A 25,538-nucleotide genomic window follows, 5' to 3' on the forward strand; every position below is an offset into this window, starting at 1 on the left:
ACGCCAACACTTTTACGGTAATTACTCAGCTGATAGCCATCAATGATGTAAACGTCGAGACCCGCCTCATAAGCCAGCTCGACCAGGTCGATGTGATAAACATTTGTTGCTTCAACTGCAATCGCGGTGGGCCTCGGCAACGTTTTAAGCCAGCGCTTTATGGCGGGCTTGTCGTTGGTTATCGAGGTGAGCAAATCCTGATCTGGCTCGTAAATAACGAGTTCAACTTTGGCGACATCCATGCCCACGATTGACTTCGAAACGTGCATTGCCATGGACACTTCTCCACGTTAAGGTTTTACGGCTTGGAGGGGTTTCACCCAGAGGCGCAGGCTTGTTTCTATCGTCGCTTGAACGAAGCATTCTTTATCGGCGCTTTTGGTGGAAGGGGTGGGGCGAGGTCTCCCACGGTCTGTACTGTTACAGCAGTCAGATGCGAACTGTTCGTCCCACCACCCCTTCAAGTCTAACCATACAAGCGAGCTCGCTCGCGAAGACTGCATTCCAGCCGCAGAAGATTTAGCGGATGTGCTGGCCTCTTCGTGAGCAAGCTCACTCCCACAGGTGTTGCGTCCGTCCAGTTACTGCGAGGTGTCAATACATCTCCGGCACACTGTCGCTGCATTCGCCTCTCCCCACCGAATCGTTTAGTATCCCCGCCGCCGGTTTCCGCTCGGAATTAATAGGGAATCCCCAGGCGCGTGCTGCGCGCTGAAAGGGAACTGTCCCCGCAACTGTAGGCGCTGAGCCCTGCTTCCTGTTTGCCACTGGGTCACCCCGGGAAGGCCGAAGCACGGCGATGAAGCGCCAGTCAGGAGACCTGCCGGCCAGCATATTCATTCACCGGCGGGGTGTCCGGGGAAGGACTCCCGTTCGCGTGCCGTGCGCGCACCATGAGCTCGCCCTTTTTTCCGGGGCGTCTGTCGGGATGGACTTTCCAGCGCCTGCTTCGCCAAGCATTCAGGCTATCTGGAGATCGCTGTTCATGCCGCTGCGCCGCCTCGCCGCCCTGCTCGTCACCCTGACCTTGCCCACTGCCGCCCTCGCAGCGTCGACGATTTACCCCTTGACCGTGGACAACTGCGGCCAAGCGCTGACCTTCACCCACGTCCCGCAGAAAACCGTGACCATTGGCCAGGCCGCCACCGAGATGCTGTATGCGCTCGGCCTGGGCCCGAACGTCGTGGGTACGTCGCTGTGGTTCAATCCCGTTCTACCGCAGTACCAAACCCTCAACGACGGCATCGAGCGTCTGGCCGACAACGCGCCGAGTTTTGAATCGGTGATCGGCAAACGCCCGGATTTCGTCCCGGTGCAGTTTGAGTGGATGGTCGGGCCACAGGGCGCCGTTGGCACCCGCGAGCAGTTCCGCGACCTGGGCATCCCCACCTACATCCTGCCGTCCGATTGCGAGGGCAAGAACAACCGGGTCGGCGCCGACGGCACGCGCCTCGAAGCCTTCCGCATCGACACGCTGTACAAAAGCCTGCGGCAGCTGGCGCAGATTTTCGACGTGCAGGACCGTGGCGAGCAGTTGATCGCGGATTACCAGGCGCGAATGGCTCGGGCTGTGGCGCAGGCGAACGCCCATGCCAACCCGCCCGTCTCGGCGGTCTTCTGGTTTTCCAGCCCGGACATCAACGTCGATCCGTACGTGGCCGGACGCAAGGGCATTCCCAACTTCATGCTCGACACCCTCGGCATGCGTAACGTCATCGACTCTGACGAGGAATGGCCGACCGTGGGCTGGGAAACCATCGCCAAGGCCAACCCGACCGTGCTGGTCATCGCGCGCATGGACCGCCGCCGCTTCCCGGCGGACGATCACGAGAAGAAGCTGGCCTTCCTCCGCTCGGACCCGGTCACACGGAATATGGATGCGGTGAAAAACAATCGCATCGTGATCATGGACGCCAGCGCCATGGAGTCCAGCGTCAGGCTGTTCGACGGCATCGAGCAACTGGCCCAGGCCATTCACCCCCAATGACCTCGCTCCGTACTCCTCGCTCAAGCATCGTCCGAATGTTCGGCCACGGCGCCTGGGCGACCGCGTTGCTGGCGTTGGCGGTGCTGGCGGGCGTGGCGATCGGCGAGACGTCGATCAGCCTGCCGGTGATCGTTCAGGTGCTGGCGAACAAGCTGTGGGCCACAGGCTATCCCCTCGACCCCATCGATGAGGGCATCGTCTGGAATTACCGCCTGACCCGGGCCATCGTGGCCGCCACCTGCGGCGCAGGGCTCGCCGTGTCGGGCGTGGTCTTGCAATCGCTGCTGCGCAACCCGCTGGCCGATCCCTACTTGCTGGGCATTTCCGCCGGGGCTTCGACCGGCGCGGTGCTGGTGGCGATCATCGGCATCGGTGCCGGGACGATCTCCCTGTCCACCGGCGCGTTTGCCGGGGCGATTGCTGCCTTCGCGCTGGTCGCCCTGCTCGCCCGCTCCTCTCGGGGCCAGACCGCTGCCGGCCAGATCATCCTGGCGGGCATTGCCGGGTCCCAGCTCTTCAATGCCCTGACCTCCTTCCTGATCACCAAGTCGGCCAATGCCGAGCAGGCCCGCGGGATCATGTTCTGGTTGCTGGGCAATCTCAGCGGCGTGCGCTGGTCGTCGGTGGCGCTGTCGGTGCCGGTCGTGGTGCTCGGCTTGCTGGTGTGCCTGTGGCATCGGCGCGCGCTGGATGCGTTCACCTTTGGCAGCGATTCAGCGGCGTCCCTGGGCATTCCGGTACGCCGGGTGCAGGCCGTGCTGATTCTCACCGCCGCGCTGATGACGGCGGTGATGGTGTCGATCGTCGGCTCCATCGGCTTCGTCGGGCTGGTGATTCCCCACGCGGTGCGCCTGATGGCCGGGGTGCGTCATGCCCGGTTGTTGCCCTTGAGCGCCCTGATTGGCGCGCTGTTCATGATTGCCGCCGATGTGCTGTCGCGCACCTTGATCAAGGGTCAGGTGTTGCCGATCGGGGTCATCACGGCGCTGGTGGGCGCGCCGGTTTTTGCCATGATTCTGGTCCGCGGGAATCGTCCTCGATGAACGCCCGTCAGGAGGTGCCCGGCACCATGCTGGAAGGGAGTGACCTGAGTTATTCGGTCAAGGGCGCGTCGCTGCTCAGTGGGGTGAGCCTGGCGATTCGGCCGGGGGAGAACCTGGGGATTGTCGGGCCCAATGGCTCGGGGAAGTCGACGCTGCTGAAGTTGCTGGCGGGGATTCAGTCGCCGTCTCAGGGCGATGTTCGCCTGGGCGGGCAGCGATTGTCGTCGCTGAGTCGGCGGGACATTGCGCGGCAGGTGGCGGTGGTGGAGCAGCACGCGCAGACGGGTGATTCGATCAGTCTGTTGCAGGCGGTTGAGTTGGGCCGTACGCCGTGGCTGTCGGCGCTGGCGCCGTGGGGCGCGGACGATGACCGGATTGTGGCGCAGGCGCTGGCGGATGTGAGTTTGCAGCACTTGGGGCATCGGGCGTGGCATACGTTGTCGGGTGGGGAGCAGCAGCGGGGGCATATTGCGCGGGCTTTGGCGCAGCGCCCGCAGGTGTTGTTGCTGGATGAGCCGACGAATCATCTGGATATTCAGCAGCAGTTGTCGATTTTGCGGTTGGTGCAGGATTTGCCGGTGACGACGGTGGTGGCGTTGCATGATTTGAATCAGGCGCTGGGGTGTGATCGTCTGGCGGTGATGGACGGCGGGCGGTTGGTGGCGTTGGGTTCGCCCTTTGATGTGTTGTCGCCGGAGCTATTGGGTGAGGTTTTTGGGGTGCGGGGGCATTGGTTGGTTGATCCGTTTGACGGGGCTAAGGTGTTGAGGCTGAGGGCGCCAGGATCAAGAGCGTCTGCCTGGGGGCAGAATGTTTCGCCTTCGGCGAGTTGCTTGGAAAAGCACCCCAAGTAACCAAGGGTGCCTGCTCCTGGTTGGGCCCTTCCTTCGTCAGGGTTCCTTCACTCCGGTCTCGCTCCGTGGGCCCGCGCCGAACGGGCATCCATGCCCTGACGGCGCTCTCGCCGCATCCATGCGGCTCGGCCCACTGCGCGAGACCTGCGTTCAGCCTGCACCCAAGTCGCGTTTGGCGGTGTTTGAGCCTTTTGGGTATGAAGATCAAGAGCAGATCAAAGGCTTCCCGGCTGAAGCCGGTCCTACAGTGAGGTCACGCGTCCCTCACTGGCTTGACGCGGTCTCGTAGGACTGGCTTTAGCCGGGAAGAGGCCAGTTCAGGCGCTGAAGGATCTTCGGCCTGAATGGTGTTTGTGGGAGCGAGCTTGCTCGCGAATGCGATATCCCAAACACCGATCATCCTGCAGAAGTAATAACCCCCAACCTCAATACCTCGGCTTCACCGCCTTCCACTCCGGTTTGTATTTCTGCATTTGCCGCACATCATCCCGCTGGCGAATCCCGCACGTCAGGAATTGGTCATTGAGTTTGCCCAACTGGTCATAGTCCAGTTCAAGCCCCAACCCAGGTTCGCGGGTGAGGTGGACGCAGCCGTCGATGATGGGGAGTTTGCCGCCTTTGATGACTTCTTCGTCCGGTTCTTGCCACGGGTAGTGGGTGTCGCAGGCGAAGTCGAGGTTGGGGACGGCGGCGGCGACGTGGGTCATGGCCATGAGGCTGATGCCCAGGTGGGAGTTGGAGTGCATGGAGACGCCGAGGCCGAAGGTGTCGCACATTTTTGCCAGCGCCTGGGTTTCGCGCAGGCCGCCCCAGTAATGGTGGTCGGCGAGGACGATCTGCACGCTGTTCAGCGCGACGCTGCGGCGGAATTCGTCGAAGTCGGTGACGACCATGTTGGTCGCCAGCGGCAGGCCGGTGCGTGTGTGCAGTTCGGCCATGCCTTCCAGCCCCGGCGTCGGGTCTTCGTAGTATTGCAGGTCATCGCCGAGCAGTTCGGCCATGCGGATAGAGGTTTCCAGCGACCAGTTGCCGTTCGGGTCGATACGCAGCGGATAGCCCGGGAAGGCCTTTTTCAGCGCTTTGATGCACGACACTTCGTGCTCGGGGTCCAGGGCGCCGGCTTTGAGTTTGATGCTTTTGAAACCGTACGCTTCGATCATCCGCCGCGCCTGGGCGACGATCTGCTCTTCGCTCAGCGCTTCTCCCCAGCTGTCGGGCGCGTAGGGCGAATCGGCGTGTTGGGCGTATTTGAAGAACAGGTACGCACTGAACGGCACGCGGTCGCGAACGGCACCGCCCAGCAGGTCAACCAATGGCAGGTTCATGGAACGTGCCTGCACATCCAGAAACGCCACTTCAAATGCCGAATAGGCATTGCTCACCGCTTTGCTGGCATGGGAACCCGGCGCCAGTTCGGCACCCGCTACCGAAGTGGGTTTGTTCGCCGCCACCGTGGCTTTGACCACCGCCCGCAAGTGGTTGAGGTTGAACGGGTCCATGCCGATCAACTGGCTCTGCAACTGCTGCTGAATCGCCAGGGCCGGGGCATCGCCGTAGCTTTCTCCCAGGCCGAGGTAGCCGTTGTCGGTTTCGACTTCAATGATCGAGCGCAGGGCAAACGGCTCGTGGATGCCGCTGGCGTTGAGCAACGGCGGATCGCGGAAGGCAATCGGTGTGACGGTGACGCGTGTGATTTTCAAATGACTTCTCCCGGTCAATCAGGGTGTGAGGCTAGGGTTTGACGCTTGACGATGAGCTGAGCGACGCGGCTGCTCGCAGTGGCGCAGCGTCCTCAAGCTTTGGGCGGTGTGGGTCGCCTTTCGGTGTGGTACGGGCGAAAAAGATCACCACGGCCGCCACCAATGAGGTGAGTGCCAGGCCGTACATGCCGCCTTGAATGGAGCCGGTTTTCTGCTCCAGAAAGCCGAACGCGGTGGGCGCCACGAAGCCGCCGAGGTTGCCGATCGAGTTGATCAGCGCGATCACCGCCGCTGCGATGCGCGCGTCCAGATAGCCTTGGGGAATCGGCCAGAACAGCGCGGACGCCGCTTTGAAACCGATGGCCGCGAAGCAGATGGCGACGAAGGCGAAGATCGGCCCGCCGACGGTGGACATGAACATCCCGCACGCGGCAATCACCAGGGTGACCGCAACCCACGCCTGTTGATGCTTGAAGCGAGCCGCCAGCGCGGCGAAGCCGTACATGGCGATGATCGAGATGATCCACGGAATCGAGTTGAACAGGCCGACTTCGAAATCGCTGAGGCTGCCCATCTTCTTGATCATGCTCGGCAGCCAGAAGGTCGCGCCGTAGATGGTCAGGGCCACGGAAAAGTAGATGAAGCAAAACAGCATGATCTGCCGGTCGGCGAGCAGCTTGAAGATCGACGGCTTGATCACTTGCGCCGCTTCACGGGCGCGCTGTTCGGCGTCGATGGCACTGATCAGCGCGCCCTTCTCTTCTTCGCTCAACCATTTGGCATCCCGGGGATGGGACTGCAGCCAGAACCAGACAAAACCGCACAGGGCGATGGAGGCGAAGCCTTCGATGATGAACATCCACTGCCAGCCGTGCAGGTTCATGCCGCTGACGCCGAGCAACGCCCCGGACACCGGCCCGGAAATCACCGACGCAATAGCCGAGCCGCTGAGGAAGATGGCCATGGCCTTGCCGCGTTCGCTGGAAGGCAGCCACTGGGTGAAGTAATAAATAATGCCGGGGAAGAACCCCGCTTCCGCCGCGCCGAGGATGAAGCGCAGCACATAGAAACTGGTTTCGCCGCGCACGAAGGCCATGGCCATCGCCGCTGCGCCCCAGGTGAACATGATGCGCGTCAGCCAGGCGCGGGCGCCGAAGCGTTGCAGAAGCATGTTCGACGGGACTTCGAACAGCGCGTAGCCGACGAAAAACAGCCCGGCGCCGAGCCCGTAGGCAGCGGCGCCGATGCCCAGGTCGGTTTCCATGTGGCTGCGGACGAAGCCGATGTTGACCCGGTCGATGTAGTTGACGATGAACATGATCACGAACAACGGCAACACATGACGCTTCACTTTCGCAGCCGCGCGGGCCAGAACAGTGGGATCGGCGCTGCTGATGGGTTCAGGCGTGGGAACGGTGCGGTTCAAGGTGCGACTCCCGGTCTTTGTATTTTTTTTGGGATGAGCGTGGGGAATGCAGGTGATGGGCCGATCATGGACCGCCGCATTGTTCCCGTCTAATCTAGATTGACTGTTGATTGATACCCGGAAGAGATCAATGTTCGAGCTTGCCCAGCTACGCTGCTTCACCACCGTCGCCACCGAACTCAACTTCCGCCGGGCTGCCGAACGGCTGAACATGACCCAGCCACCGCTGAGCCGGCAGATCCAGCTGCTTGAGCATTCCCTGGGGGTTCAGCTGTTCAACCGCAACACCCGCAGCGTCGCCTTGACCGCGGCGGGCCGGGCGTTTTTCATCGAAGCCCAGACGCTGCTGGAACGTGCGCATCAGGCGGCCATCGCCGCGCGGCGCTTTGCCGAGGGCGACATCGGCTCGGTGACCATCAGCTTCGTCGGCAGCGCGGTGTACGAGTTTCTGCCACGGGTGATCGCCGAAGCGCGGCAGAACCAGCCCCACGTGAAAATCTCCCTGACCGAACTCAATACCTATCAGCAACATGAAGCCCTGCGCGCCCGGCGCATCGATCTGGGCATCGTGCGCGCGCCGCTGCTGCAACCCGGTTATGAAACCGAATGCCTGGTCCGCGAGCCATTTGTGCTGGCGGTGCCCAGCAGTCATCCGCTGGCCAACACCCGGAACATCGGCGTGCAGGACCTCGACGCCCAGCCCTTCCTGATGTACTCCCACTCGGCTTACCCACCGTTCAACGAACTGCTCACCGGCATGTTTCGCTCGGCGCAAGTGGCGCCGGAGTACGTGCAGTGGCTGGGTTCGTCGCTGACGATTCTGGCGCTGGTGAATGCCGGCATGGGCCTGGCGCTGGTGCCCCGCTGCGCCGCCAATGTGGTGTTCAAGGGTGTGACGTTCCGCGACATCGATCTCGGCGAGGGGGTGCAGAGCGAGCTGCACCTGGTCTGGCGCTCGGACAACGACAACCCGGCGTGCCAGATGCTGCTGGAGGCGATTCGCGCGGCGGTGAAAGCCGAAGGGGTGTGAAGCGGATGCGGCCGGGAACGCGTCGGTGGTTACACCGCAAAGGTGGCGGTGCCTGCACTGGCCTCTTCCCGGCTAAAGCCAGTCCCACTAAACCATCCGCGTGCATTCAATGGGACTGGCTGGAACGACGACTTCTGGGACCGGCTTTAGCCGGGAAAGCGTCAGTGGGTACACCACAGAAGTGAGGCCCGCATCCATTTCAACACTCAGGTGCGCTGGGCGACTGCCGATGCATCCAGCGGCGCGGCATCCTCCGGCGTCGTGGAGAACGGCTCGATCTTGCCGACAATGAACAGATAGCTGAACGCCCCTAACAGCGCAAACGCCCCGGCGGTGAGCAGCGGCGCGGTGAACGAGCCGTTGCCGATCACCAGCATGAAGCCGGTGAAGGTGGTGATGAAGATGCCGGCGGTGTTCGACGCGAAGTTCTGAATGCCGCCAATCGACGCCACATGGGCCGGGGTCGGCGCAACGTCAGCAGGCAGGCACCAGATGCTCGCGCCGGCAAACGCCAGGCTGGCGTACGCCAGGCTGAAAAAGCCGAGCATCGCGTAGGTGCCATCGACGAACACCGACAGGGAAATGCTCGACGACATCAGCATGCCGCCGACGATGCAGGTCTTGCGCGCAGCGGTCAGGCTCCAGCCACGACGGTACAGCGCGTCGGAGGTGAGTCCGCCGATCCAGCCGCCGACGATGGACGCGATCGCCGGAATGGTGCCGAGCGTTCCGAGGGATTTCAGCGAGAAACCGCGTTCGGTGACCAGGTAGGTGGGGAACCAGGTGATGAAGAAATAGATCACGAAGTTCAGGCAGAAGAAGCCCAGCATCATCCCCCACAGGGTGCGGTGACGAAACAGCGACGCCCATTTCACTTTCGGCCGTGCGGCGTGGGTCGCCGCCTTGCCCGCCTCATGCTGCTCGATGGCCGCAACCGCCTGAGGCTCTTTGTAGACCAGGAACCAGCCCACGACCCAGATCAAACCCACTGCGCCGGTGATGATGAACGACGCGCGCCAGCCCCACAGCTCGATGATCAGCGCCACCAGGGGAATGGACAACGCCGAGCCGACCCGCGAGCCGCTGTCGAAAATGCTGGTGGCAAAGCCGCGCTCCTTGACGTCGAACCACTGGCTGACGATTTTCGCGCAGGACGGATACGCCCCCGCCTCCCCCACGCCGAGCATCAGGCGGCAACCGAACATCGCCGCCAGGCTGCCGGCCGCCGCCGTGGCCGCCGTGAACAGCGACCACCAGGCCACTGCGAGGGGCAGCGCGATGCGCGCGCCGACCTTGTCGACGAACCAGCCAAACGGCATTTGCATGAGTGCGTAGGTCCAGAAGAAACCGCTGAGCAGCAGGCCCATTTGCCCTGAGCCCAAACCGAGTTCTTTCTGGATATAGGGGGCGGCAACCGCGAGGTTAGCCCTGTCGATGTAGTTGATGGCCACCGCGAGGAAGCACAGAAAAATTACCAACCAGCGCCCTTTCTGCATGGCGAGTCCTCCTAATTATTTTTATGAGTAAGACGTCGTTAGAGCTTCGTATAGCGTCCGGGCCCTGATTCACACGCTGTTTACCGAGGGATAAAGCATCCTTCGGGAACCGCAGAATTGGCCTGACCAAATATCCGAATGCAGCCGATACTAGACCCGCAATCCGGGTTATGGAAATCGAAAAGGCGATTTATTTGCCGATTTATGGCTCGACGGTCGGGATTTGCATAATTTGGCCTGACCAATCTATGCTGCTGCGCACGCCACGCTCCGGCCGGCTTCAATGAAGCACAGGCGGTCTTGAGCGGCCCGCTCCCCATAACAACAAGGACTGCGCAATGAAAATGACCTTCCGTTGGTACGGCGACAGCGATCCCGTCACCCTGCCCTATATTCGTCAGATCCCCGGCATGACCGGCGTGGTCTCCGCCATCTACGACATCCCGGTGGGCGAGGTCTGGCCACTGGAGAAAATCGCCGCCCTGAAAGCCACGGTGAATGCCCACGGCCTTGAGCTGGAGGTCATCGAGAGCGTGCCGGTCCACGAAGACATCAAGCGCGGCCTGCCTTCCCGCGATCAGTTGATCGACAACTACGGCCAGACCCTGCGCAACCTGGCCGCCTGCGGAATCAAGGTGGTCTGCTACAACTTCATGCCGGTGTTCGACTGGACCCGCTCGACCCTGGCCATGGAGCTGCCGGACGGTTCGACCACCCTGGCGTTCGACGTGGCGGTAATCGAGCAGGCGAATCTCGACAACGGCATCAGCCTGCCCGGCTGGGACGTCAGCTACGAGCCGGAAGTCCTGCGCGCGCTGATCAACGAATACGCTCAGGTCGACGAGGCCACTTTGCGCGAGCGACTGGCGTATTTTCTGGAGCGAATCATTCCGGTGGCGAAAGATGCGGGCATCAAGATGGCCCTGCACCCGGACGACCCGCCGCGCTCGATGTTCGGCATGCCACGGGTGGTGAAGAACCGCGAGGACCTGGCGCACATTCTGGCGATGGTCGATGACCCGGCCAATGGCCTGACGCTGTGTTCAGGCTCCCTCGGCGCCGATCTGGGTAACGACATCCCGTCGCTGGTCCGGGAATTCGGCGGTCAGGGACGCATTCACTTCGCCCATCTGCGCAATGTGAAGGTCAACGAAGCCGGTGATTTCTACGAGACCGCCCACCGCTCGGAAGACGGCTCGCTGGACATGGCGGAGATCGTCAAGGCCTACGTCGAGACCGGCTTTGAGGGTTATTACCGCCCCGACCACGGCCGCATGATCTGGGGTGAAACCGGCAAACCGGGCTACGGCCTGTACGACCGGGCGCTGGGCGCGGTGTACCTGAATGGCTTGTGGGAAGGGATTCGCAAGACCATGGCGTGAGGCTGAGGACCTTTGAACAGCACCGCCTTGCGGCGGGCGACTGTTAACGCAACTCCGCGTCCATCCCGTCCAGCCAGCGCGCTTCGGACCGGCGCAGGTGTTCGCGCATGGCGGTCTGGGCGCCGATCAGGTCGCGGGTCTGCACGGCGTGCAGGATGGCTTCGTGCTCGGCCACCGCCATGGCCCAGGTTTCGCGGGTTTCGGAGTGTTCGCTGACGTGGGCGGTAAGCGGGCTGTACCGCTCTTCGAACAGGGACGTGATGATGCGCACCAGGGTCGAGTTGCCGCTCATTTTCGCCAGGCGCTGATGGAATTTGCGGTCGTCGTCCAGAGCCGGCACGCCTTTGAGCGCACCCTCGCGCATCTTGTCGATGCACCCCTGCAGGTAGCGGAAATCAGCTTTGCTGCCGTGCAGACAGGCCAGCATCACGCTCTCGCCTTCGATCAACGCCCGGGCCTGCATCAGCTCTGACGGGCTCTCGCCCAGGGTGCGGGTTTTGCCTTTGACGCCCAGCAGGTGCTCACAGACGTAGATGCCGGAACCCATGCGAATCTCGACGCTGCCTTCGATTTCCAGGGCAATCAGGGCTTCGCGCAAGGACGGCCGAGAGACCCCGAGCAACTGCGCCAGATCACGTTCAGGCGGCAGCCGCGCGCCGGGGGCGATGCCATGCTTGCGAATGTGCTCGCGCAATCGGTCGGCGGTGATCTGGTAAAGGCGGCGTTCGGGGGCTGGGCTTGGCGCGGTCATCAATCACGTTCCATCAAGATGCGCCGGAGGATATCACAGGCGTTGGGGCGCCTTGTCAGGTGGCCTTGCGGGCGGTGAACAACCTTAATTTATGATTGTTCCCCACGCTCCGCGTGGGAACACATCCCCTGACGCTCTGCGTCACACGAGGGGACGCGGAGCGTCCCGGGCGGCATTCCCACGCGGAGCGTGGGGACGATCATCAATGGATGCATCCCATTTAGTAGGACCGGCTTTAGCCGGGAATCAATCCGCCAACGCCCCCTTGAGCTTCGGCTGCTCCAACCCGGCGATCCCCCGCCCCATCTCCACCACCGGCAAGAACCGGCGGCGTTTCTTCTCTTCGTGGTTCTGCGCGATGTCGGCAATGCGGTGCTGCAAGAACGGGTTGAGAAAGCGGTCACGGACACTCGCCAGATAATCCCGCGCCTGATCCCCTTGGCCCTTCGCGGCAAACACCGGCAGCACCTCCCGCTCCCACAGATCCTCCAGGCTCTCGCGCAGCAGCGGGTCGTTCATCGCCTGAAACACGATTTCGTCGGACGGCCTGCCATCCTTCAACCACCGCTCGGCCAGCCAGGTGTGCCCGAGGTTGAGCATGAACAATTTGAACTGCTCGTACTGCTCCAGTTGATCCGTCACTACTACGCAAGGGTGCGTACACGGCAGCACCAGCCCCGGCTGACGCTCAATCGCCCAGATCGCGTACGGCTCGGCAATGGCACCCACCGGCTGAATGGGCTGCGAGACGATGCGATCAACTAACGAATTCGCCCAGCGACAGGTGTCGCGCAGATAGTGGGCAAACCCGCTATCGATGCCCCACTCCGCCGCCAGCGCAATGATCAGATCGCGCAGCACGTCGCCGTTGCGCGACACCAGTTCACAGGGGAACAGAGAGAGCGGCGCATCAGGGTTCGCCTGCCAGCGGTCATGGAGCAACACCAGCAGTTTCGCCGGAAAACTCTGGGGCGTCGGCGCCTCGGCGGCCAGGCAAGACGCCGTGTCCGCCGCGTCCAGCACGTAGCCTTTGTCGCCCGTGTTGGAGATCACCACCTGCACGTCGTGCCGTATCGCCTGACGAATCAACGTCCAGTCGGGACCGGCTTGCAGCGCGCCGGCAATCGATGTGGACCAATACTCCTCATCCACCGTGCGACCGCTTTCCGCGCCCTGAATGCGCACCGGATACCCCGTGCCACCGGCCAACGCCGCAACTCGCTGGGCGCTGTCGGCGCTGCCGGTGGTTTGCACGACGGTGATTCTGCCCAGCGCTTCGCCCTTCTCCAGGGCCTGGGAAATGAACAGGTCAGCATGGGCCTGAAGAAAACGGCTGGTGCCGAACTGCAGAATGGGGGTGAACGGGGTCGCGTGCATGCCCGCGCCTCCTAGCATTCGACAATGGCTTTGACGACCCGCTGGGCAGGGTCGAGCAGCGTGGTGAAGCGTTCGGTCACTTCGCTCAGGGCCATGCGGTGAGTGTTGAGCGCTGCGTCGGGGATCAGGCCGTCGCGCAGGCACTGCTCGACGTAGCGGAAGTCTTCGACGGTAGCGTTGCGACTGCCCATCAGGGTCGCTTCGCGCTTGTGAAATTCAGGGTCGGAGAAGCTGATGGTGTCGCGAACGATGGACACCAGCACGTACTTGCCGCCGTGGGCAATGAACTCGAAACCGCGCTCCATGGCCTTGGCGTTGCCGGTGGCGTCGTACACCACATCGAAAAACTCGCCCTGGGTCAATTGCTCCAGTTGCTCCTTGTCGTCTGCGCCGATCAGCACGGCCGAGTCGATCTGCAGATGCTGCTTGCAGAACGTCAGGCGGTCCTCGCGGGTGTCGAGCACAGTGACTTTCGCCCCACGCAGGCGGGAGAAAATCGCCACCGCCATGCCGATCGGGCCAGTGCCGACCACCAGCGCTCGCTGGCCGGATTGCACGTCCGAACGACGCACCGCGTGGGCGCCAATGGACAGAAACTCGATCATGGCCGCCTGATCCAGCGTGACACCGTCGGCCTTGAGCACGAAGCCATGGGGCAGGCTCAGGTATTCGGTGAACGCGCCATCGCGGTGGACGCCCAGCACTTGAATGCGCACGCAGCAATTGGTCTTGCCCTGGCGACAGGCGATGCAGTCGCCACAGGACAGGTACGGCATCACATAGACCACGTCGCCGGGCTCAAGGCCACTGCCCGCCTCGCTTTGCTCGACGATGCCGGAGAACTCGTGGCCCATGACCCGGGGGTATTCAAGGAACGGCTGGTTGCCGTTGAAGATGTGCAAATCAGTACCGCAAACCCCGACCCGCTTGATGCGAACCAGCGTCTCGCCGGGTGCGCGTTCGGGTTTCGGACGGTCGAGGGCCAGCAGGGAACCGGGTTTTTCGCAGACGACGGTGAGCATCTTCTCTCTCCAGACAAGGGACGCCGGCGTCGCTGAAACGGCCAGAGCCGCAGGTTACCGGGCAGTGATCTTGTTGTTGTGAGGTGGCTGATGAATTCCGGAAGCGCGGACCGCAGTTGCAGTGGCTTGGGCGATGACAAGTGCGGCGCTGCAGGAAAAAACTACACAGCCGCCCGACCATTGGCAAGACCAATTAGATAATTAAGCTATTGGTCTTACCAAATTAGCCCTTCAAGTTTTCGGCGCGATTGCCCGTGCCACAGCTATAAATCCCCTCCACCCATGGTTATGATCGGAGCCCATGAATTCCCCATTGCCGATCCGCTCGCCCTGCCCGCCCGGCGCCTGTCAATGCGACCGCGACCGACTGTTGGAGCTGGAGGGTGCTGACGTGCGCATCCTTCGCCTGACCCGGCAGGAAGAAAAACGTCTTCTTGAGCGTCTGGAGAATATCGCCACGCTGGAAGATCTGCAGCGCCTGCAACAGCGGATGTTTGACCAGCTCGGCATCCGCCTGGATATCGCTCCCGGCTTCAATGAAGTGCGCAGCATGCGCGGCATGGTCATCGACATTGCCGAATTGCCCGGCATGTGCCGCAAGACCCGCGCCGCGATCCCTGCGGCAATTCGCCGGGGCCTCGAAAAGAACCCCGAAATCGCCTGGCGCCTGCTCAACGCCCACGACTTGTTGCGGGATGCCTGAACGCGGTGACTGGCCCGCAGGGTCTGTCACTGGAAAACCAGCATCCCAACCGCCTTACTTCTCCCAGTCAGCATTGTCGATCTTCAACCCGTGCAGACCGTTGTAGGCCGCGCGTTTAGGCTGCTCCCAGCCCTGGAGCAACGCCGCATCAATGTCATAGATCTCGACGCCCAACGGCCGGCACACGGTCAGCGGGTCCTGAGCATCCGGGCCCCACATTGGCAATGAAAGGTCGCCGCCGGGGCACGTCGACAACGCGCAGAGCAGGTCGATTTCGGCGAAGAACTCAAGGTAATCGCCCTGTTTGGCCGGGCAGGCTTTCATGAAATAAAGATCGTCGTGATTCAAGCCGGTGCACTGAAAGATGTTCAGCACGTCGTGCACGTCGAATTCGGTCAGGCCGTGGGGCAACACGGCGCGGGTCAGGTTCGAATGGCAGTGATGGTGAAAGTCTTCGCCGGTGAGCATCTTGTTGACGTAGGGATCGCAGCGGGTGCCGAGCAGGTCATGCAGCCGACCGCCATGTTCGTCGATGCCATAGCTGGCGAGGCTGTCGTCGGTGATGGTGACCATCGGCCGCAGGAACGGCAGGTTCGACCACAACCGGTCATGGGTTGTGACATGGGCGCCCTGCAATTGCCGGGTGCGCGCGGCCCACATGCGTTCGCGCGGGTCGTCGGCGCTCCAGACATTGAAGTCGCCCACTTGCGGGCCCACCGGGGTGGTCACGCGGAACACCTGCCCGGCCTTGACCTTCCACGCCCGCCCGGTGCGGATCGGCACTTCGAACTGCTCGACCAGGGAGCGGCTGTCCTGCGCCTCACGGATGCGTTGATAAAACGCCGTGTCGACCTGCAGAGCCGAGCCTTTGCTGACCTGATAAGCAGCGGGATAGTCTTTGAACATGGGTGCTCCTGGCGAGTGATTGACTTCTAAAGGATTTGAGCAAAGCACGGCCCGTGCCAAGGGCTTTCAGAGATTAACGAACGTCCCTGATTTGGAATTTAATTTCCATCTGTACAAGCAATAGAACTGCGGCTAGCATTGCGACAGCCTCACCGAGGCCCCGAATCGACCTCAACAAGACCTCATCGAGAGGCTTCAGGGGATTCACATGCTCGACCGCGCCAGACGTTTTTCCATCAAGCAGATCGCAACCCAGGCCGGCGTGAGCAAGGCGACGGTCGATCGCGTCCTGCATCAGCGCGGCAGCGTGCATTACCAGACCCACCGCCGCATTCATCAAGCCCTCGAAGAACTCGAAGCCCAGGAAAAATCCGGGCCTGCGGTGGGCCGCACCTTTCATATCGACGTCATCCTGCACACGCCCAAGCGCTTCAGCGACGCGGTGCAGGAGGCGATTCTCGCCCAGCTCGGCAGTCTGGCGCCGTTTCGGATCTTTCCGCGCTTTCACCTGTATCAGGCCATCGGCACACAGCAGATGCACGACCTGATTCTGCGCTGCGTCGAAAAAGGCAGTCAGGGCCTGATCATCAAGGCGGCGGATGAATTGCCGATCAACGAAGCGGTGAATCAGGCCACGGCGGCGGGTGTGCCGGTGGTGACCTTTGTTTCCGATCTGCCCCAGAGTGAGCGCATCGGTTACATCGGCATGGACAATCGCACTGCCGGGCAGACCGCGGCGTACCTGATGTCGCGCTGGCTGGACGATGCCGCCCAGGACGTGGCCGTGGTGATCAGCAGTGAGCTGTTTCGTGGCGAGGAAGAGCGAGAAATGGGTTTCCGCACCTGGCTGCGCAGCCGTGCGGCGCATTTGCGCGTCGTCGACGTCACCGGAGGGTTCGGGGTGCATGAGCCGACTTTCGAGAAAGTGACTCGAGCGCTGCAGGACAATCCGTCGATCAAGGCCATTTACAGCGTCGGCGGCGGCAACCGCGCGATCGTCGATGCCTTCGCCGCACTGGATCGCCCCCTTGAGGTGTTCATCGGCCACGACCTCGATCAGGAAAACCGCCAACTGCTGGCGGAAGAAAAGATTGCCGCGATCATCGATCACAACCTGCAGGTCGACGCCCGCAACGCGTTTCTGCACATCCTGCAGTTTCATCGCCTGTGGAAGGCGGTGCCGATTCCCGTTTCCCACGTGCAGGTGGTCACGCCGTTCAACCTGACGCACTGATGTGCAGCCGCACCCGTTACGCCGATCACCCCATAACAACAATCCCGGAGATCCCCCCATGCTACGCATTGCTGTCCTCGGCGCAGGCCGTATCGCCAACATTCACGCAGCCAACGTGGCCGCCAATCCCAACGTGCAACTCACGGTGATCGCTGACCCCTGGCGCGAAGGGGTTGACGCCCTCGCCGGAAAGCTGGGCTGCGCCGCGGCCTATGACTGCGCCGAAGCCATTGCCCGTGACGACGTGGGTGCGATTGTCATCGGCACGCCCACCGACACCCACATCGACCTGATGCTGCGGGCGGTCAAGCTAGGCAAACCCGTACTGTGCGAGAAACCCATTGATCTGGATTTCGCCAAAGCCGCCCGCGCGGTGGAAGAGATCGAGCGCCTGAACGGCAAAGTGATGCTCGGTTTCAACCGCCGCTTCGACCCCGACACCCTGCAGATGCGCAAGTCCATTGCCCGCGGGGACATCGGCGAGGTGCGCCAGGTGGTCATCACCAGCCGGGATCCGGGTCTGGCGCCGGTGGAATACCTGACCCACTCCGGCGGCATCTTCCGCGACATGACCATCCATGATTTCGACACCGCGCGCACGCTGCTCGGCGAAGAACCCACCGAAGTCATCGCCATCGCCAGCCGACTGGTGGAGCCCGCACTGGCGCAAATCGACGACTACGACAGCGTGATGGTGCTGCTGCGCACCGCGTCCGGCAAACAGTGCCACATCAATTGCTGCCGCGAAGCCGTGTACGGCTATGACCAGCGCCTGGAAGTGTTCGGCTCCAAGGGGATGATCCTCAACGACAACCATCGCCCGAGCACCGTGCGCAGCTACAGCGCCACGCAGACCGAAGTGCGTGAGCCGCTGGAGAATTTCTTTCTCGAGCGTTATGCCGCTTCGTATCGCATCGAGCTCAACCAGTTCATCGACGCGGTGCGGGGCAACGAAACCTTGCCCACCAATGCCCGCGACGGCTTGAGAGCCTTGCATCTGGCCAACTGTGCCATCGAATCGATCAAGACCGGGCGGGCGGTGAAGGTGGAGATCTGAGTCGCGGAGAAACGCGTCGCCCGAAATCAGGATCGGGCAGGTGAACATTTTCTGGGGGATTGCCCGTCGTCAAGACGCCACGGTATCGCGCAGCAGATGCGGTCCATGTGGGAGTGAGCTTGCTCACGAAGACAGCATTCCAGCCGCCAAAGATTCTGTGGATGGACGGCCCTTTTCGCGAGCAAGCTCGCTCCCACAATGTTTATCCCCGGCATCTCGGCAATCACGTCATGTTCGACGTTTCCCTGCGCATCACTTGAAATCCCGGCTGCGCACGTCGAGCCCGGTGAGCATCGGCGTGAGGTCGAACAATCGCTGGGCGATGACGTGACGCACGCCCTTCTGGAATTCGAACTTGCCGAACACCTGCATCAACTGCGACCCCACCAGCACCTTGCGTTGACGCTCGGCCAGATCACGCCAGACCACGACGTTGATCATTCCGTGTTCGTCTTCCAGCGTCACAAAGGTCACGCCACTGGCGGTGCCGGGCCGTTGTCGACCGACGACAAGCCCGGCGACGCTGAAGCTTCGGCCATGTTCTTCATCCAGCAAATCCTTGGAACTGCGAAAACGCTTCGCTGCCAGTTTAGGGCGCAGCAAGGCCAGCGGGTGCGGGCCGAGTGTGGTGCCGAGGGAGTCGTAATCGGCAGCAAGGTCCTGGGCGACACTCGGCAGCGGCAGCGCGACTTGGGCCTCTTCGCCAAAACAGTCGTCGCCGAACAACGGCCGTTGCATCTCGACGCCGGCGATCTCCCAGCGCGCCCGATGCCGATGCCCCACCAGCCCGCGCAGGGCACCGGAATCCGCCAGGGCAGCACGGGCCCGGTTGTCCAGTTCGGCGCGAATGCACAGGTCGGCCACGTCCTTGAAATCTCGGACACCACGGGCCTGTTCGATGCGCGTGGCGTCCTCCTGGCGGAACCCCTTAATCATGCGCAGGCCCATGCGAATGGCCAGGTTCTGATTGTATTCGCGGCCGGCAACCGGCTCGAGCGAACAGTCCCAGTCGCTGTAACGCACGTCCACCGGGTGCACGTCGATCTGCTGGCGGCGGGCGTCCTGCAGCAATTGATCGGGGCTGTAAAAACCCATGGGCCAGCTGTTGATCAGCGCGCAGGTAAAGGCTGCCGGCTCGTGGCACTTGAGCCAGCAACTGGCGTAGGTCAGCAGGGCGAAACTGGCGGCGTGGGATTCCGGAAAGCCGTAGCTGCCGAAGCCCTTGATCTGCTCGAAAATGCGCTGGATGAACTCGTCCGGGTAACCCTTTTCCTTCATGCGCTCGCTCAAGCGGATCCGATGGGGCTCGAGACCACCATGGCGTTTCCAGGCGGCCATGGAACGGCGCAGTTGATCCGCCTCGCCGGGGGAATAATCAGCAGCGACGATCGCCAGTTGCATGACCTGTTCCTGAAACAGGGGCACGCCCAATGTGCGCTCGAACACCACTTTCAGTTCATCGGACGGGTACGTTACCTCTTCTTCGCCGTTCTTGCGGCGCAGGTACGGATGGACCATTCCGCCCTGAATCGGACCGGGGCGGACGATGGCGACTTCGATCACCAGGTCATAGAAGGTGTTGGGTTTCAAGCGCGGCAGCATGGACATCTGCGCCCGCGACTCGATCTGGAACACGCCGATGGTGTCGGCGCGGGTGATCATGTCGTAGGTCGGCTTGTCCTCGGCGGGGATGGTCGCGAGGGTCAGGTCGTAACCGCGATAACCCCTGACCAGATCGAAGGTCCGGCGCAGGGCGCTGAGCATGCCCAAGGCGAGGATATCGACTTTGAGCAGGCCGACCAGATCGAGGTCGTCCTTGTCCCACTGAATGATGGTGCGGTCCGCCATGGCGGCGTTTTCCACGGGCACCAGGGTTTCCAGCGGATGCTCGGAAATCACAAAGCCGCCGGGGTGCTGGGACAGATGCCGGGGGAAGCCGATGAGTTCGCCGGTCAGCGTCAGTACCCGCCGCAGGATCGGGCTGTCGGGTTCGAAACCGGATTCGCGCAGGCGTTCGGCGGGCGGCATGCTGTCGCTCCAGCGGCTGAAGCAGTCCGCCAGGGCGTTGATCTGGTCGGGCGGCAAACCGAGGACCCGCGCCACATCCCGTACGGCCCCCGCACCGTGGTAGGTACTGGCAACGGCGGTGAGCGCCGCCCTGCCCCGGCCGTATCGACGGAACACGTATTGCAGCACTTCCTCGCGCCGTTCGTGCTCGAAATCCACGTCGATGTCCGGGGGCTCGTCGCGCTCTTCGGAGATGAAACGCTCGAACAGCAGATTGCTTTTTGACGGGTCCAGCTCGGTGATGCCCAGGGCAAAACACACCGTGGAGTTGGCCGCCGAGCCCCGACCCTGGCAGAGGATATGCTGCTCGCGGGCGAAGCTGACGATGTCGTGCACCGTGAGGAAGTAACTCTCGTAACGCTTGGCCGCGATCACTTTCAGCTCTTTTTCGATGTTGCTGCGGGCGACCTCCGGCACGCCCTGAGGCCAGCGACGGCTGGCGCCCTGCTCGGTCAGGTGCCGCAGCCAACTGCTGGGGGACTGGTCAGGCGGCACCAGCTCATGGGGGTATTCGTAGCGCAACTCACTGAGGTCGAAGGTGCAGCGCCGGGCAATGTTCACGGTTTCAATCAGCAGGCTCGACGGATACAGCTCGCCCAGCACCGACAGCGGTCGCAAATGCCGCTCGCCGTTGGCAAACAGCCGATGCCCTGCCTCCGCCACGGTGGTGTGATGGCGAACGGCGCTCATGGTGTCCTGCAAGGCCCGACGACCGCGGGCGTGCATGTGCACGTCGCCACTGGCAACGGCAGGAATCGCCATGGCCCGTGCCATGCCGAGCAAGGTGTTCAGACGCTTTCGATCATCCGGACCGCAATGCAACTCGACACTCAGCCACAGATTCTGCTGAAAAATCCCACGCAGCCATTCACCTTGTTTCCGCCGGGTCGGGACGTCCTGTTCAAGATCCGGCAGCCACAGCGCCAAAAGCCCCGAGAGCGGCGGCTGGAAGTCCTCGCGCAGCAAGCGGTATTCGCCTTTCTTGCTACGACGCCGACCCTGGGTGATCAAGCGACACAAGGCCTGGTAACCGGCGAGGTTCTCCACCAGCAAGACGATTTTCGGCCCGTTCTCGACGGTGATTTCGCTGCCGATGATCAGCGGCAGTTCACATTCCTTCGCCGCCTGCCACGCCCGCACAATGCCCGCCAGGGTGCATTCATCGGTGATCGCCAGCGCTTGATAGCCATGCAGTTTGGCCCGCTCGAACAGCTCCTTCGCACTCGACGCCCCACGCTGGAAGCTGAAGTTCGACAGGCAATGCAGCTCGGCGTATGCCCCGCTCATGCGAACCAGCCGTGCAGCAACAGGCTGCTGTCGCCGACGCTGCGGTACGCCCAGCCGCGCTGGCCGTTGCGGGTTTCGACGAGGTAATAGTCGCGGCGCACGTCGCCGCCGTCCCACCAGCCCGACTCGATGCGCTCCGGCCCGGCCAGCACGCGCACGCCCGGCTCGGTCAGTAACTCGGGCTCAGGCAACAGCCAGCCGGGGCGCGGCACTTTATGGGTCAGCACCAGCGGCTTGTTCGGGCAAGCGGGCAGCGAGGCGTGTTCCGGACGATGGTCGGCATTGAAGCCCAGGCCAGCGACCGCTTCATCCCCAAGCCGTGCGCGCAAACGCTCGCGCAGTTGCTCCCAGGGCATGGTCTGCTGCGGACGGTCGTCGAACAGCTCGCGGTGGGTGGGCACGAAGGCCGGCAGATCCTTGGCCTGCAATCGCAACGCGCGCACCGGCGACGGCACTTCGACTTGCTCCAGACGGCCCCGCGCCAGCTCGAACAGCATGTTGGCTTCGCGCTCGGCACTGAGCAGGCCGACGGGAATCTGTGTGTCCGGGGCCACGCTGCCGACGCTTGGCACGTGTTCCAGATGAATCACGAAACGTTGCACGCCGCTGTCGCGCCCGGCCAGAAACACCGCCAGATCGGCAATCATGCGCTTGAGCGGGAACAGCAGCGCCTGATGGGATTCGACGTCGAAATTCAGCTCGATACGGGTATCGAAACGGTCCGGCGGCACATAACACTCCAGCCCCATGGGCCGGCGCCCGAACAGCGTGTCGAGGTGTTGCAGGACCGCCGCCGGGAAACGCCGGGCCAGGGTGTCACGGGGCAACGCCTGAACCTGTCGCACGCGATGCAGGCCCATGCGCGCCAGGGCCGTGGCCACCTCGGTTGGCAGGCCGATGCGGTTGACCGGCATCTGTGCCAGCACCTCATGCAGCGTGTCGCCATCGGTCACGGCGAGACCATCATGGGCGTTGGCAAGCATGCGGGCCGCCAGCGGATTGGGTGCCGCGACGATGCGGTGGGTGAAGCCCAGCTCGGTCAGTTCCTGACGCAGACGCGCTTCGAAGACCGGCCACGGCCCGAACAGGCCAAAGCTGGATTCAACCTCCATCAACAGCACGCGCGGGTACTTGAGGCTGACATGGGAACTGAAACGGTAGGCCCAGGCCGCCAGCAAACGATGCCAGCGCTCGGTTTCGTCGGGGTCGTATTCGACGGTGGCGAATTCACGGGTCATGGCATGGGCTGCGGTCAACGACTGGCCGGCACGCAGGCCCATTGCCCGGGCCGCCGGGTTGACCGTCTGCAGCACCCGGCGCTGCGCCGTGCCGCTGATCAGCGCCAGCGGTTCTTCAGGGTTTTCGCGACGACGTATGACGCCGTCCAGCGCCAGCTGCGGCAGGAGGACACAAGCCCAGAGCATGGCAACCTCAAGCGTCAGCAGTGAACGGAACGGGGGAAGCAGGCGGCAGCCCGCCGCGACACTTGAGCACCCGCAACTGACTGGGGCGCGCGTCGATGGCAATACGCAGCGCGGCCGGTGACGGATTGGCGGCCGCCTCATGCCCGCGACAGGCAAAGGCCAGGGTTTCACCGGTTTCGGCGGCCACCTGCAACCGACGCAGGGCGCGGTCGTCGACCTTGGTCGGCCAGCACAACACCGCGCCGCAACTGCCCGAGCGCAGGCATTGCTCAACTGCCCATAGGGCATCGCGCTCGTTGGCGTGGATGATCGACAACTGCCTCAGGTCGATGCCCGCCATCTGCCAGGCCTGGGCATAGGGGAGATAGGGAGGCGCGACCAGCACGATGCGTTCGCCGCTGTCAGCAAGCCGCGCCAGGGTTGGCCACATCAGCCGCAACTCGCCACTGCCGTTGGCTGCGACCAGCACTTCGGTCATCGCCGCAGGGGGCCAGCCCCCCATGGGCAACGCCGCGTCGAGGGCCGCATGGCCGGTGGGCTGCGCGGCCACGGAGGCAACCTGCTGACGCCCCTTCCAGACGCGCCGCTCGTCCAGCAGCGCGTCCAGGCTGACCACCGCGCCCATCATTCCCGGCGCACCAGGCCACAGAACACACCTTCGATGGCGAAGTCCTGGTCGGGCCGAACAATGATGGGTTTATACGCAGGGTTGCGCGGCAGCAAGCGCAGCTGATCATCGCCGCGCTCAAGGCGCTTGATGGTCACTTCGCCGTCCAGCCGGGCCACGATGATCTGCCCGTCGCGGGCGTCGGCGCTTTGCAGGATGCCCACCAGATCGCCATCGAAGATGCCGTCGTCGATCATAGAGTCCCCGCTCACCCGCAGCAGGTAATCCGGGACGCGCATGAAGGTGCGGCTGTCCAGCGTGAAGGTGTCGTGGTTATCGAGGTCGGGGCCGATGGGCGCACCGGCGGCTACCCGCCCGAGGACGGGAATGTCGAGCATCTGCGGCCGCGGACGGGTGTCCACCAGCCGGATGCCGCGGGCCTGATTGGCGGTGACTTCGATCAAACCGGCATCGGTGAGCGCCACGATGTGCTTGCGCGCGACACTGCGGGAAGCAAATCCGAAGGCTTCGGAAATTTCAGCCAGGCTGGGAGGCTGGCCATTTTGGGCGATGCGATCTCGAATGAACGTGAGGATGGCAGCGCGTTTTGGGGATAGGGTCGTCATGGAGCACATTTGTACTCTTCTCGACTAAACCTGACTAGCGCCTCTTGTCGATCCGGCTGCAATTTTTGTAACAGAGCGGCGAATACGGGGAATCACCACCCTGCTCAAAAGCCCTTTCTTTAGCGCTCAAACAGCGCTTGAATCTGCGGATACGCGAGGCTGGTCTCGATGACCGTTTCCGAGCGCCCTTCCTCCAGAAAGCCCCGTGCCAGTTGCTCGGCCTGTCCCCACAGGGTCTGGGCGATGCTGGATCCGGCGCTCAACCGGCGAACGCCCAATGCGGCCAACGCATCGGCGGCGGGCAGTCCCTGTCGCGCCAGCAGATTGAGGGGCAGACCGATGCCTGCAACGACGGCTTTGATCTGCTCGACATCCACCAGGGCCGCGACGAACAGGCCGTCCGCACCCGCCTCCCTGTAAAGCTGGCCTCGCTTCAGGGTTTCCTCCAGGCGCAGCTCATCAGGGACCAGACTCGCCAGGTAAACGTCCGTGCGGGCATTGATAAAGACGTCCAGCCCGTTACGGGCCGCCATGCTTTTGATCGCCTCGATCTTGCGGGCCAGCAGATCCGGCGCGTCGGAACCGTCCTCGATATTGATGCCGATCGCCCCGACGTCCAGCACCCGCTTGACGTTCTCCGCAACGGTTTGCGGGTCGTCCGAATAGCCGTTTTCCATGTCCACCGACAGCGGCACCTTGATCAATCGCGCGATGCTGGCCGCGACGCTGACCGCAATGCCGACCGGAAACACCCGGCCATCGGCATAGCCCTGGGCCCAGGCGACCCCGGCGCTGGTGGTCGCAATGGCCGTGGCGCCGAGGCTTTCGAACAGCCGCGCGCTGCCCGCGTCCCAGGCATTGGGCAGACGCAAAACGGTGGATTGGTGGTGCAGTGAGCGAAACGTCTGAGCGGAACCGGGCATGATCATCTCCATTGATTTAAGGGTCGGCCGTTGCGTACGTTTTCAAGCGGCGTGTTGCGTGAAGCTTTGCGTAAACCGTGAAGCGATTGATTCAGAACAGTGACGCCTGGGTCGAAGCCACTGCCATGACGCGCCTTCCCCGCTGTACCGGCTGATACCCCTCCAGGGTCAGCAGCAGGTGCTTGGCATCGAGGCCACCCGCAAAACCGGTCAGCGCACCGGAGCTGCCGATCACCCGATGACAGGGGGCGATGATCGAGATGGGGTTTTTGCCGTTGGCGGCTCCGACCGCGCGCACGGCGGCGGGGTTGCCGATCTGCAGGGCAATGTCTAGATAACTGCGGGTTTCGCCGAAGGGAATATTCAGCAAGGCCTGCCAGACTTTCTGCTGAAAATCCGTCCCATGGAATTCGAGTTCAAGCTCGAAGCGCTGACGGCGACCTGCAAAGTATTCGGCGAGCTGGCGTTCGGTCCGGTCAAGAATATCGCTGCCGTCATCTTCGCTCATGGCTCCGAGCAGCACGCGGTTCGGGCGGTCGTTTTCCCACAGCACGGCGGCCAGACGCGGGCCCTTGGCGATCAGTTTCAGCTGCCCAACCGGGGAATCGATGAAACGGTAGGTGAAGGTCATCGTCT

General features: G+C 62.8%; 21 protein-coding genes, 1 pseudogene and 1 riboswitch. Of the genes and pseudogenes, 8 read left to right on the top strand and 14 right to left on the bottom strand.

Features of this window, described 5'->3' with window-relative positions:
* Positions 1-275, bottom strand: a 275-nt coding sequence (locus tag IFT47_RS18460; RefSeq protein ID WP_192176536.1) for an IS110 family transposase, incomplete at its 3' end; no start/stop codon positions are given.
* Positions 276-646: 371 nt separating this feature from the next.
* A riboswitch (cobalamin riboswitch) is annotated at positions 647-842 on the top strand.
* Positions 843-985: 143 nt separating this feature from the next.
* Between IFT47_RS18460 and IFT47_RS18465 the strand changes: the two genes are divergently transcribed.
* The 3 genes and pseudogenes from IFT47_RS18465 to IFT47_RS18475 all read left to right on the top strand — a co-directional run.
* On the top strand, positions 986-1,987 hold the full coding sequence (locus IFT47_RS18465) for an ABC transporter substrate-binding protein (protein WP_192173677.1): 1,002 nt from the start codon (positions 986-988) through the stop codon (positions 1,985-1,987).
* A 35-nt stretch (positions 1,988-2,022) separates the two neighbouring features.
* Positions 2,023-3,030: a FecCD family ABC transporter permease gene (locus IFT47_RS18470; RefSeq protein ID WP_192173676.1), complete on the top strand. Its 1,008-nt coding sequence runs from the start codon at positions 2,023-2,025 to the stop codon at positions 3,028-3,030.
* Positions 3,027-3,809: pseudogene (locus tag IFT47_RS18475) on the top strand (ABC transporter ATP-binding protein); the annotation flags it as partial. The gene IFT47_RS18470 and the pseudogene IFT47_RS18475, both read left to right, overlap by 4 nt.
* A 500-nt stretch (positions 3,810-4,309) precedes the next feature.
* On the opposite strand, the gene IFT47_RS18480 reads toward IFT47_RS18475, so the two are convergent.
* Together IFT47_RS18480 and IFT47_RS18485 are read right to left on the bottom strand one after the other, a co-directional pair.
* A complete protein-coding gene (locus IFT47_RS18480) occupies positions 4,310-5,584 on the bottom strand; it encodes a glucarate dehydratase family protein (RefSeq protein ID WP_192173674.1) in 1,275 nt (424 codons plus the stop codon).
* 31 nt (positions 5,585-5,615) lie between these two features.
* Positions 5,616-6,902, bottom strand: coding sequence for an MFS transporter (locus IFT47_RS18485; protein WP_197984002.1), 1,287 nt, complete (start codon positions 6,900-6,902; stop codon positions 5,616-5,618).
* A 238-nt stretch (positions 6,903-7,140) separates the two neighbouring features.
* Between IFT47_RS18485 and IFT47_RS18490 the strand changes: the two genes are divergently transcribed.
* Positions 7,141-8,040, top strand: a complete 900-nt coding sequence (locus IFT47_RS18490) for a LysR substrate-binding domain-containing protein (RefSeq protein WP_192173673.1) — start codon at positions 7,141-7,143, stop codon at positions 8,038-8,040.
* Between the two features lie 206 nt (positions 8,041-8,246).
* Here the strand turns inward: IFT47_RS18490 and IFT47_RS18495 are convergent, their stop codons facing one another.
* Positions 8,247-9,536 (bottom strand): MFS transporter, encoded by a 1,290-nt coding sequence (locus IFT47_RS18495; protein ID WP_192173672.1) that lies wholly within the window; start codon positions 9,534-9,536, stop codon positions 8,247-8,249.
* A gap of 338 nt (positions 9,537-9,874) precedes the next feature.
* On the opposite strand from IFT47_RS18495, the gene uxuA reads away from it, so the two are divergent.
* Positions 9,875-10,918, top strand: a complete 1,044-nt coding sequence (gene uxuA / locus IFT47_RS18500) for a mannonate dehydratase (RefSeq protein WP_192173671.1) — start codon at positions 9,875-9,877, stop codon at positions 10,916-10,918.
* Between the two features lie 43 nt (positions 10,919-10,961).
* On the opposite strand, the gene IFT47_RS18505 is transcribed toward uxuA, so the two are convergent.
* The 3 genes from IFT47_RS18505 to IFT47_RS18515 form a co-directional block, all read right to left on the bottom strand.
* On the bottom strand, positions 10,962-11,669 hold the full coding sequence (locus IFT47_RS18505; protein ID WP_192173670.1) for a FadR/GntR family transcriptional regulator: 708 nt from the start codon (positions 11,667-11,669) through the stop codon (positions 10,962-10,964).
* A gap of 246 nt (positions 11,670-11,915) precedes the next feature.
* A complete protein-coding gene (locus tag IFT47_RS18510) occupies positions 11,916-13,046 on the bottom strand; it encodes a mannitol dehydrogenase family protein (RefSeq protein ID WP_192173669.1) in 1,131 nt (376 codons plus the stop codon).
* Between the two features lie 11 nt (positions 13,047-13,057).
* Complete coding sequence (locus IFT47_RS18515) at positions 13,058-14,068, bottom strand: zinc-binding alcohol dehydrogenase family protein (protein WP_192173668.1); 1,011 nt, start codon at positions 14,066-14,068, stop codon at positions 13,058-13,060.
* 301 nt (positions 14,069-14,369) lie between these two features.
* On the opposite strand from IFT47_RS18515, the gene IFT47_RS18520 reads away from it, so the two are divergent.
* Positions 14,370-14,771, top strand: coding sequence for a hypothetical protein (locus IFT47_RS18520; protein ID WP_192173667.1), 402 nt, complete (start codon positions 14,370-14,372; stop codon positions 14,769-14,771).
* A 54-nt stretch (positions 14,772-14,825) separates the two neighbouring features.
* Here the strand turns inward: IFT47_RS18520 and IFT47_RS18525 are convergent, their stop codons facing one another.
* Positions 14,826-15,677, bottom strand: coding sequence for an urea carboxylase-associated family protein (locus IFT47_RS18525; RefSeq protein ID WP_192173666.1), 852 nt, complete (start codon positions 15,675-15,677; stop codon positions 14,826-14,828).
* A gap of 208 nt (positions 15,678-15,885) precedes the next feature.
* On the opposite strand from IFT47_RS18525, the gene IFT47_RS18530 reads away from it, so the two are divergent.
* Both IFT47_RS18530 and iolG read left to right on the top strand, forming a co-directional pair.
* Positions 15,886-16,911: a substrate-binding domain-containing protein gene (locus IFT47_RS18530; RefSeq protein WP_192173665.1), complete on the top strand. Its 1,026-nt coding sequence runs from the start codon at positions 15,886-15,888 to the stop codon at positions 16,909-16,911.
* A 58-nt stretch (positions 16,912-16,969) separates the two neighbouring features.
* Entirely contained in the window at positions 16,970-17,968 is a 999-nt protein-coding gene (gene iolG / locus IFT47_RS18535; protein ID WP_192173664.1) for an inositol 2-dehydrogenase, read from the top strand.
* 252 nt (positions 17,969-18,220) lie between these two features.
* Here the strand turns inward: iolG and IFT47_RS18540 are convergent, their stop codons facing one another.
* From IFT47_RS18540 to IFT47_RS18565, 6 genes are all read right to left on the bottom strand, one after another.
* Entirely contained in the window at positions 18,221-21,322 is a 3,102-nt protein-coding gene (locus IFT47_RS18540) for an error-prone DNA polymerase (RefSeq protein WP_192173663.1), read from the bottom strand.
* Positions 21,319-22,746, bottom strand: a complete 1,428-nt coding sequence (locus IFT47_RS18545; RefSeq protein ID WP_192173662.1) for a Y-family DNA polymerase — start codon at positions 22,744-22,746, stop codon at positions 21,319-21,321. Before IFT47_RS18545 ends, IFT47_RS18540 begins: the two co-directional genes overlap by 4 nt.
* Before the next feature lie 7 nt (positions 22,747-22,753).
* Positions 22,754-23,371 carry a translesion DNA synthesis-associated protein ImuA gene (imuA, locus tag IFT47_RS18550; protein ID WP_192173692.1) on the bottom strand — a complete coding sequence of 206 codons (618 nt, stop codon included), beginning with the start codon at positions 23,369-23,371 and terminating at the stop codon, positions 22,754-22,756.
* Positions 23,371-23,988: a transcriptional repressor LexA gene (lexA, locus tag IFT47_RS18555; RefSeq protein WP_192173661.1), complete on the bottom strand. Its 618-nt coding sequence runs from the start codon at positions 23,986-23,988 to the stop codon at positions 23,371-23,373. Before lexA ends, imuA begins: the two co-directional genes overlap by 1 nt.
* A 110-nt stretch (positions 23,989-24,098) precedes the next feature.
* On the bottom strand, positions 24,099-24,902 hold the full coding sequence (locus tag IFT47_RS18560) for an isocitrate lyase/PEP mutase family protein (protein ID WP_192173660.1): 804 nt from the start codon (positions 24,900-24,902) through the stop codon (positions 24,099-24,101).
* 91 nt (positions 24,903-24,993) lie between these two features.
* Entirely contained in the window at positions 24,994-25,533 is a 540-nt protein-coding gene (locus IFT47_RS18565; protein ID WP_192173659.1) for a methylated-DNA--[protein]-cysteine S-methyltransferase, read from the bottom strand.
* Positions 25,534-25,538 lie beyond the last annotated feature (5 nt).

The sequence above is a fragment of the Pseudomonas sp. CFBP 13711 genome (assembly GCF_014842265.1).
Classification (GTDB): domain Bacteria; phylum Pseudomonadota; class Gammaproteobacteria; order Pseudomonadales; family Pseudomonadaceae; genus Aquipseudomonas.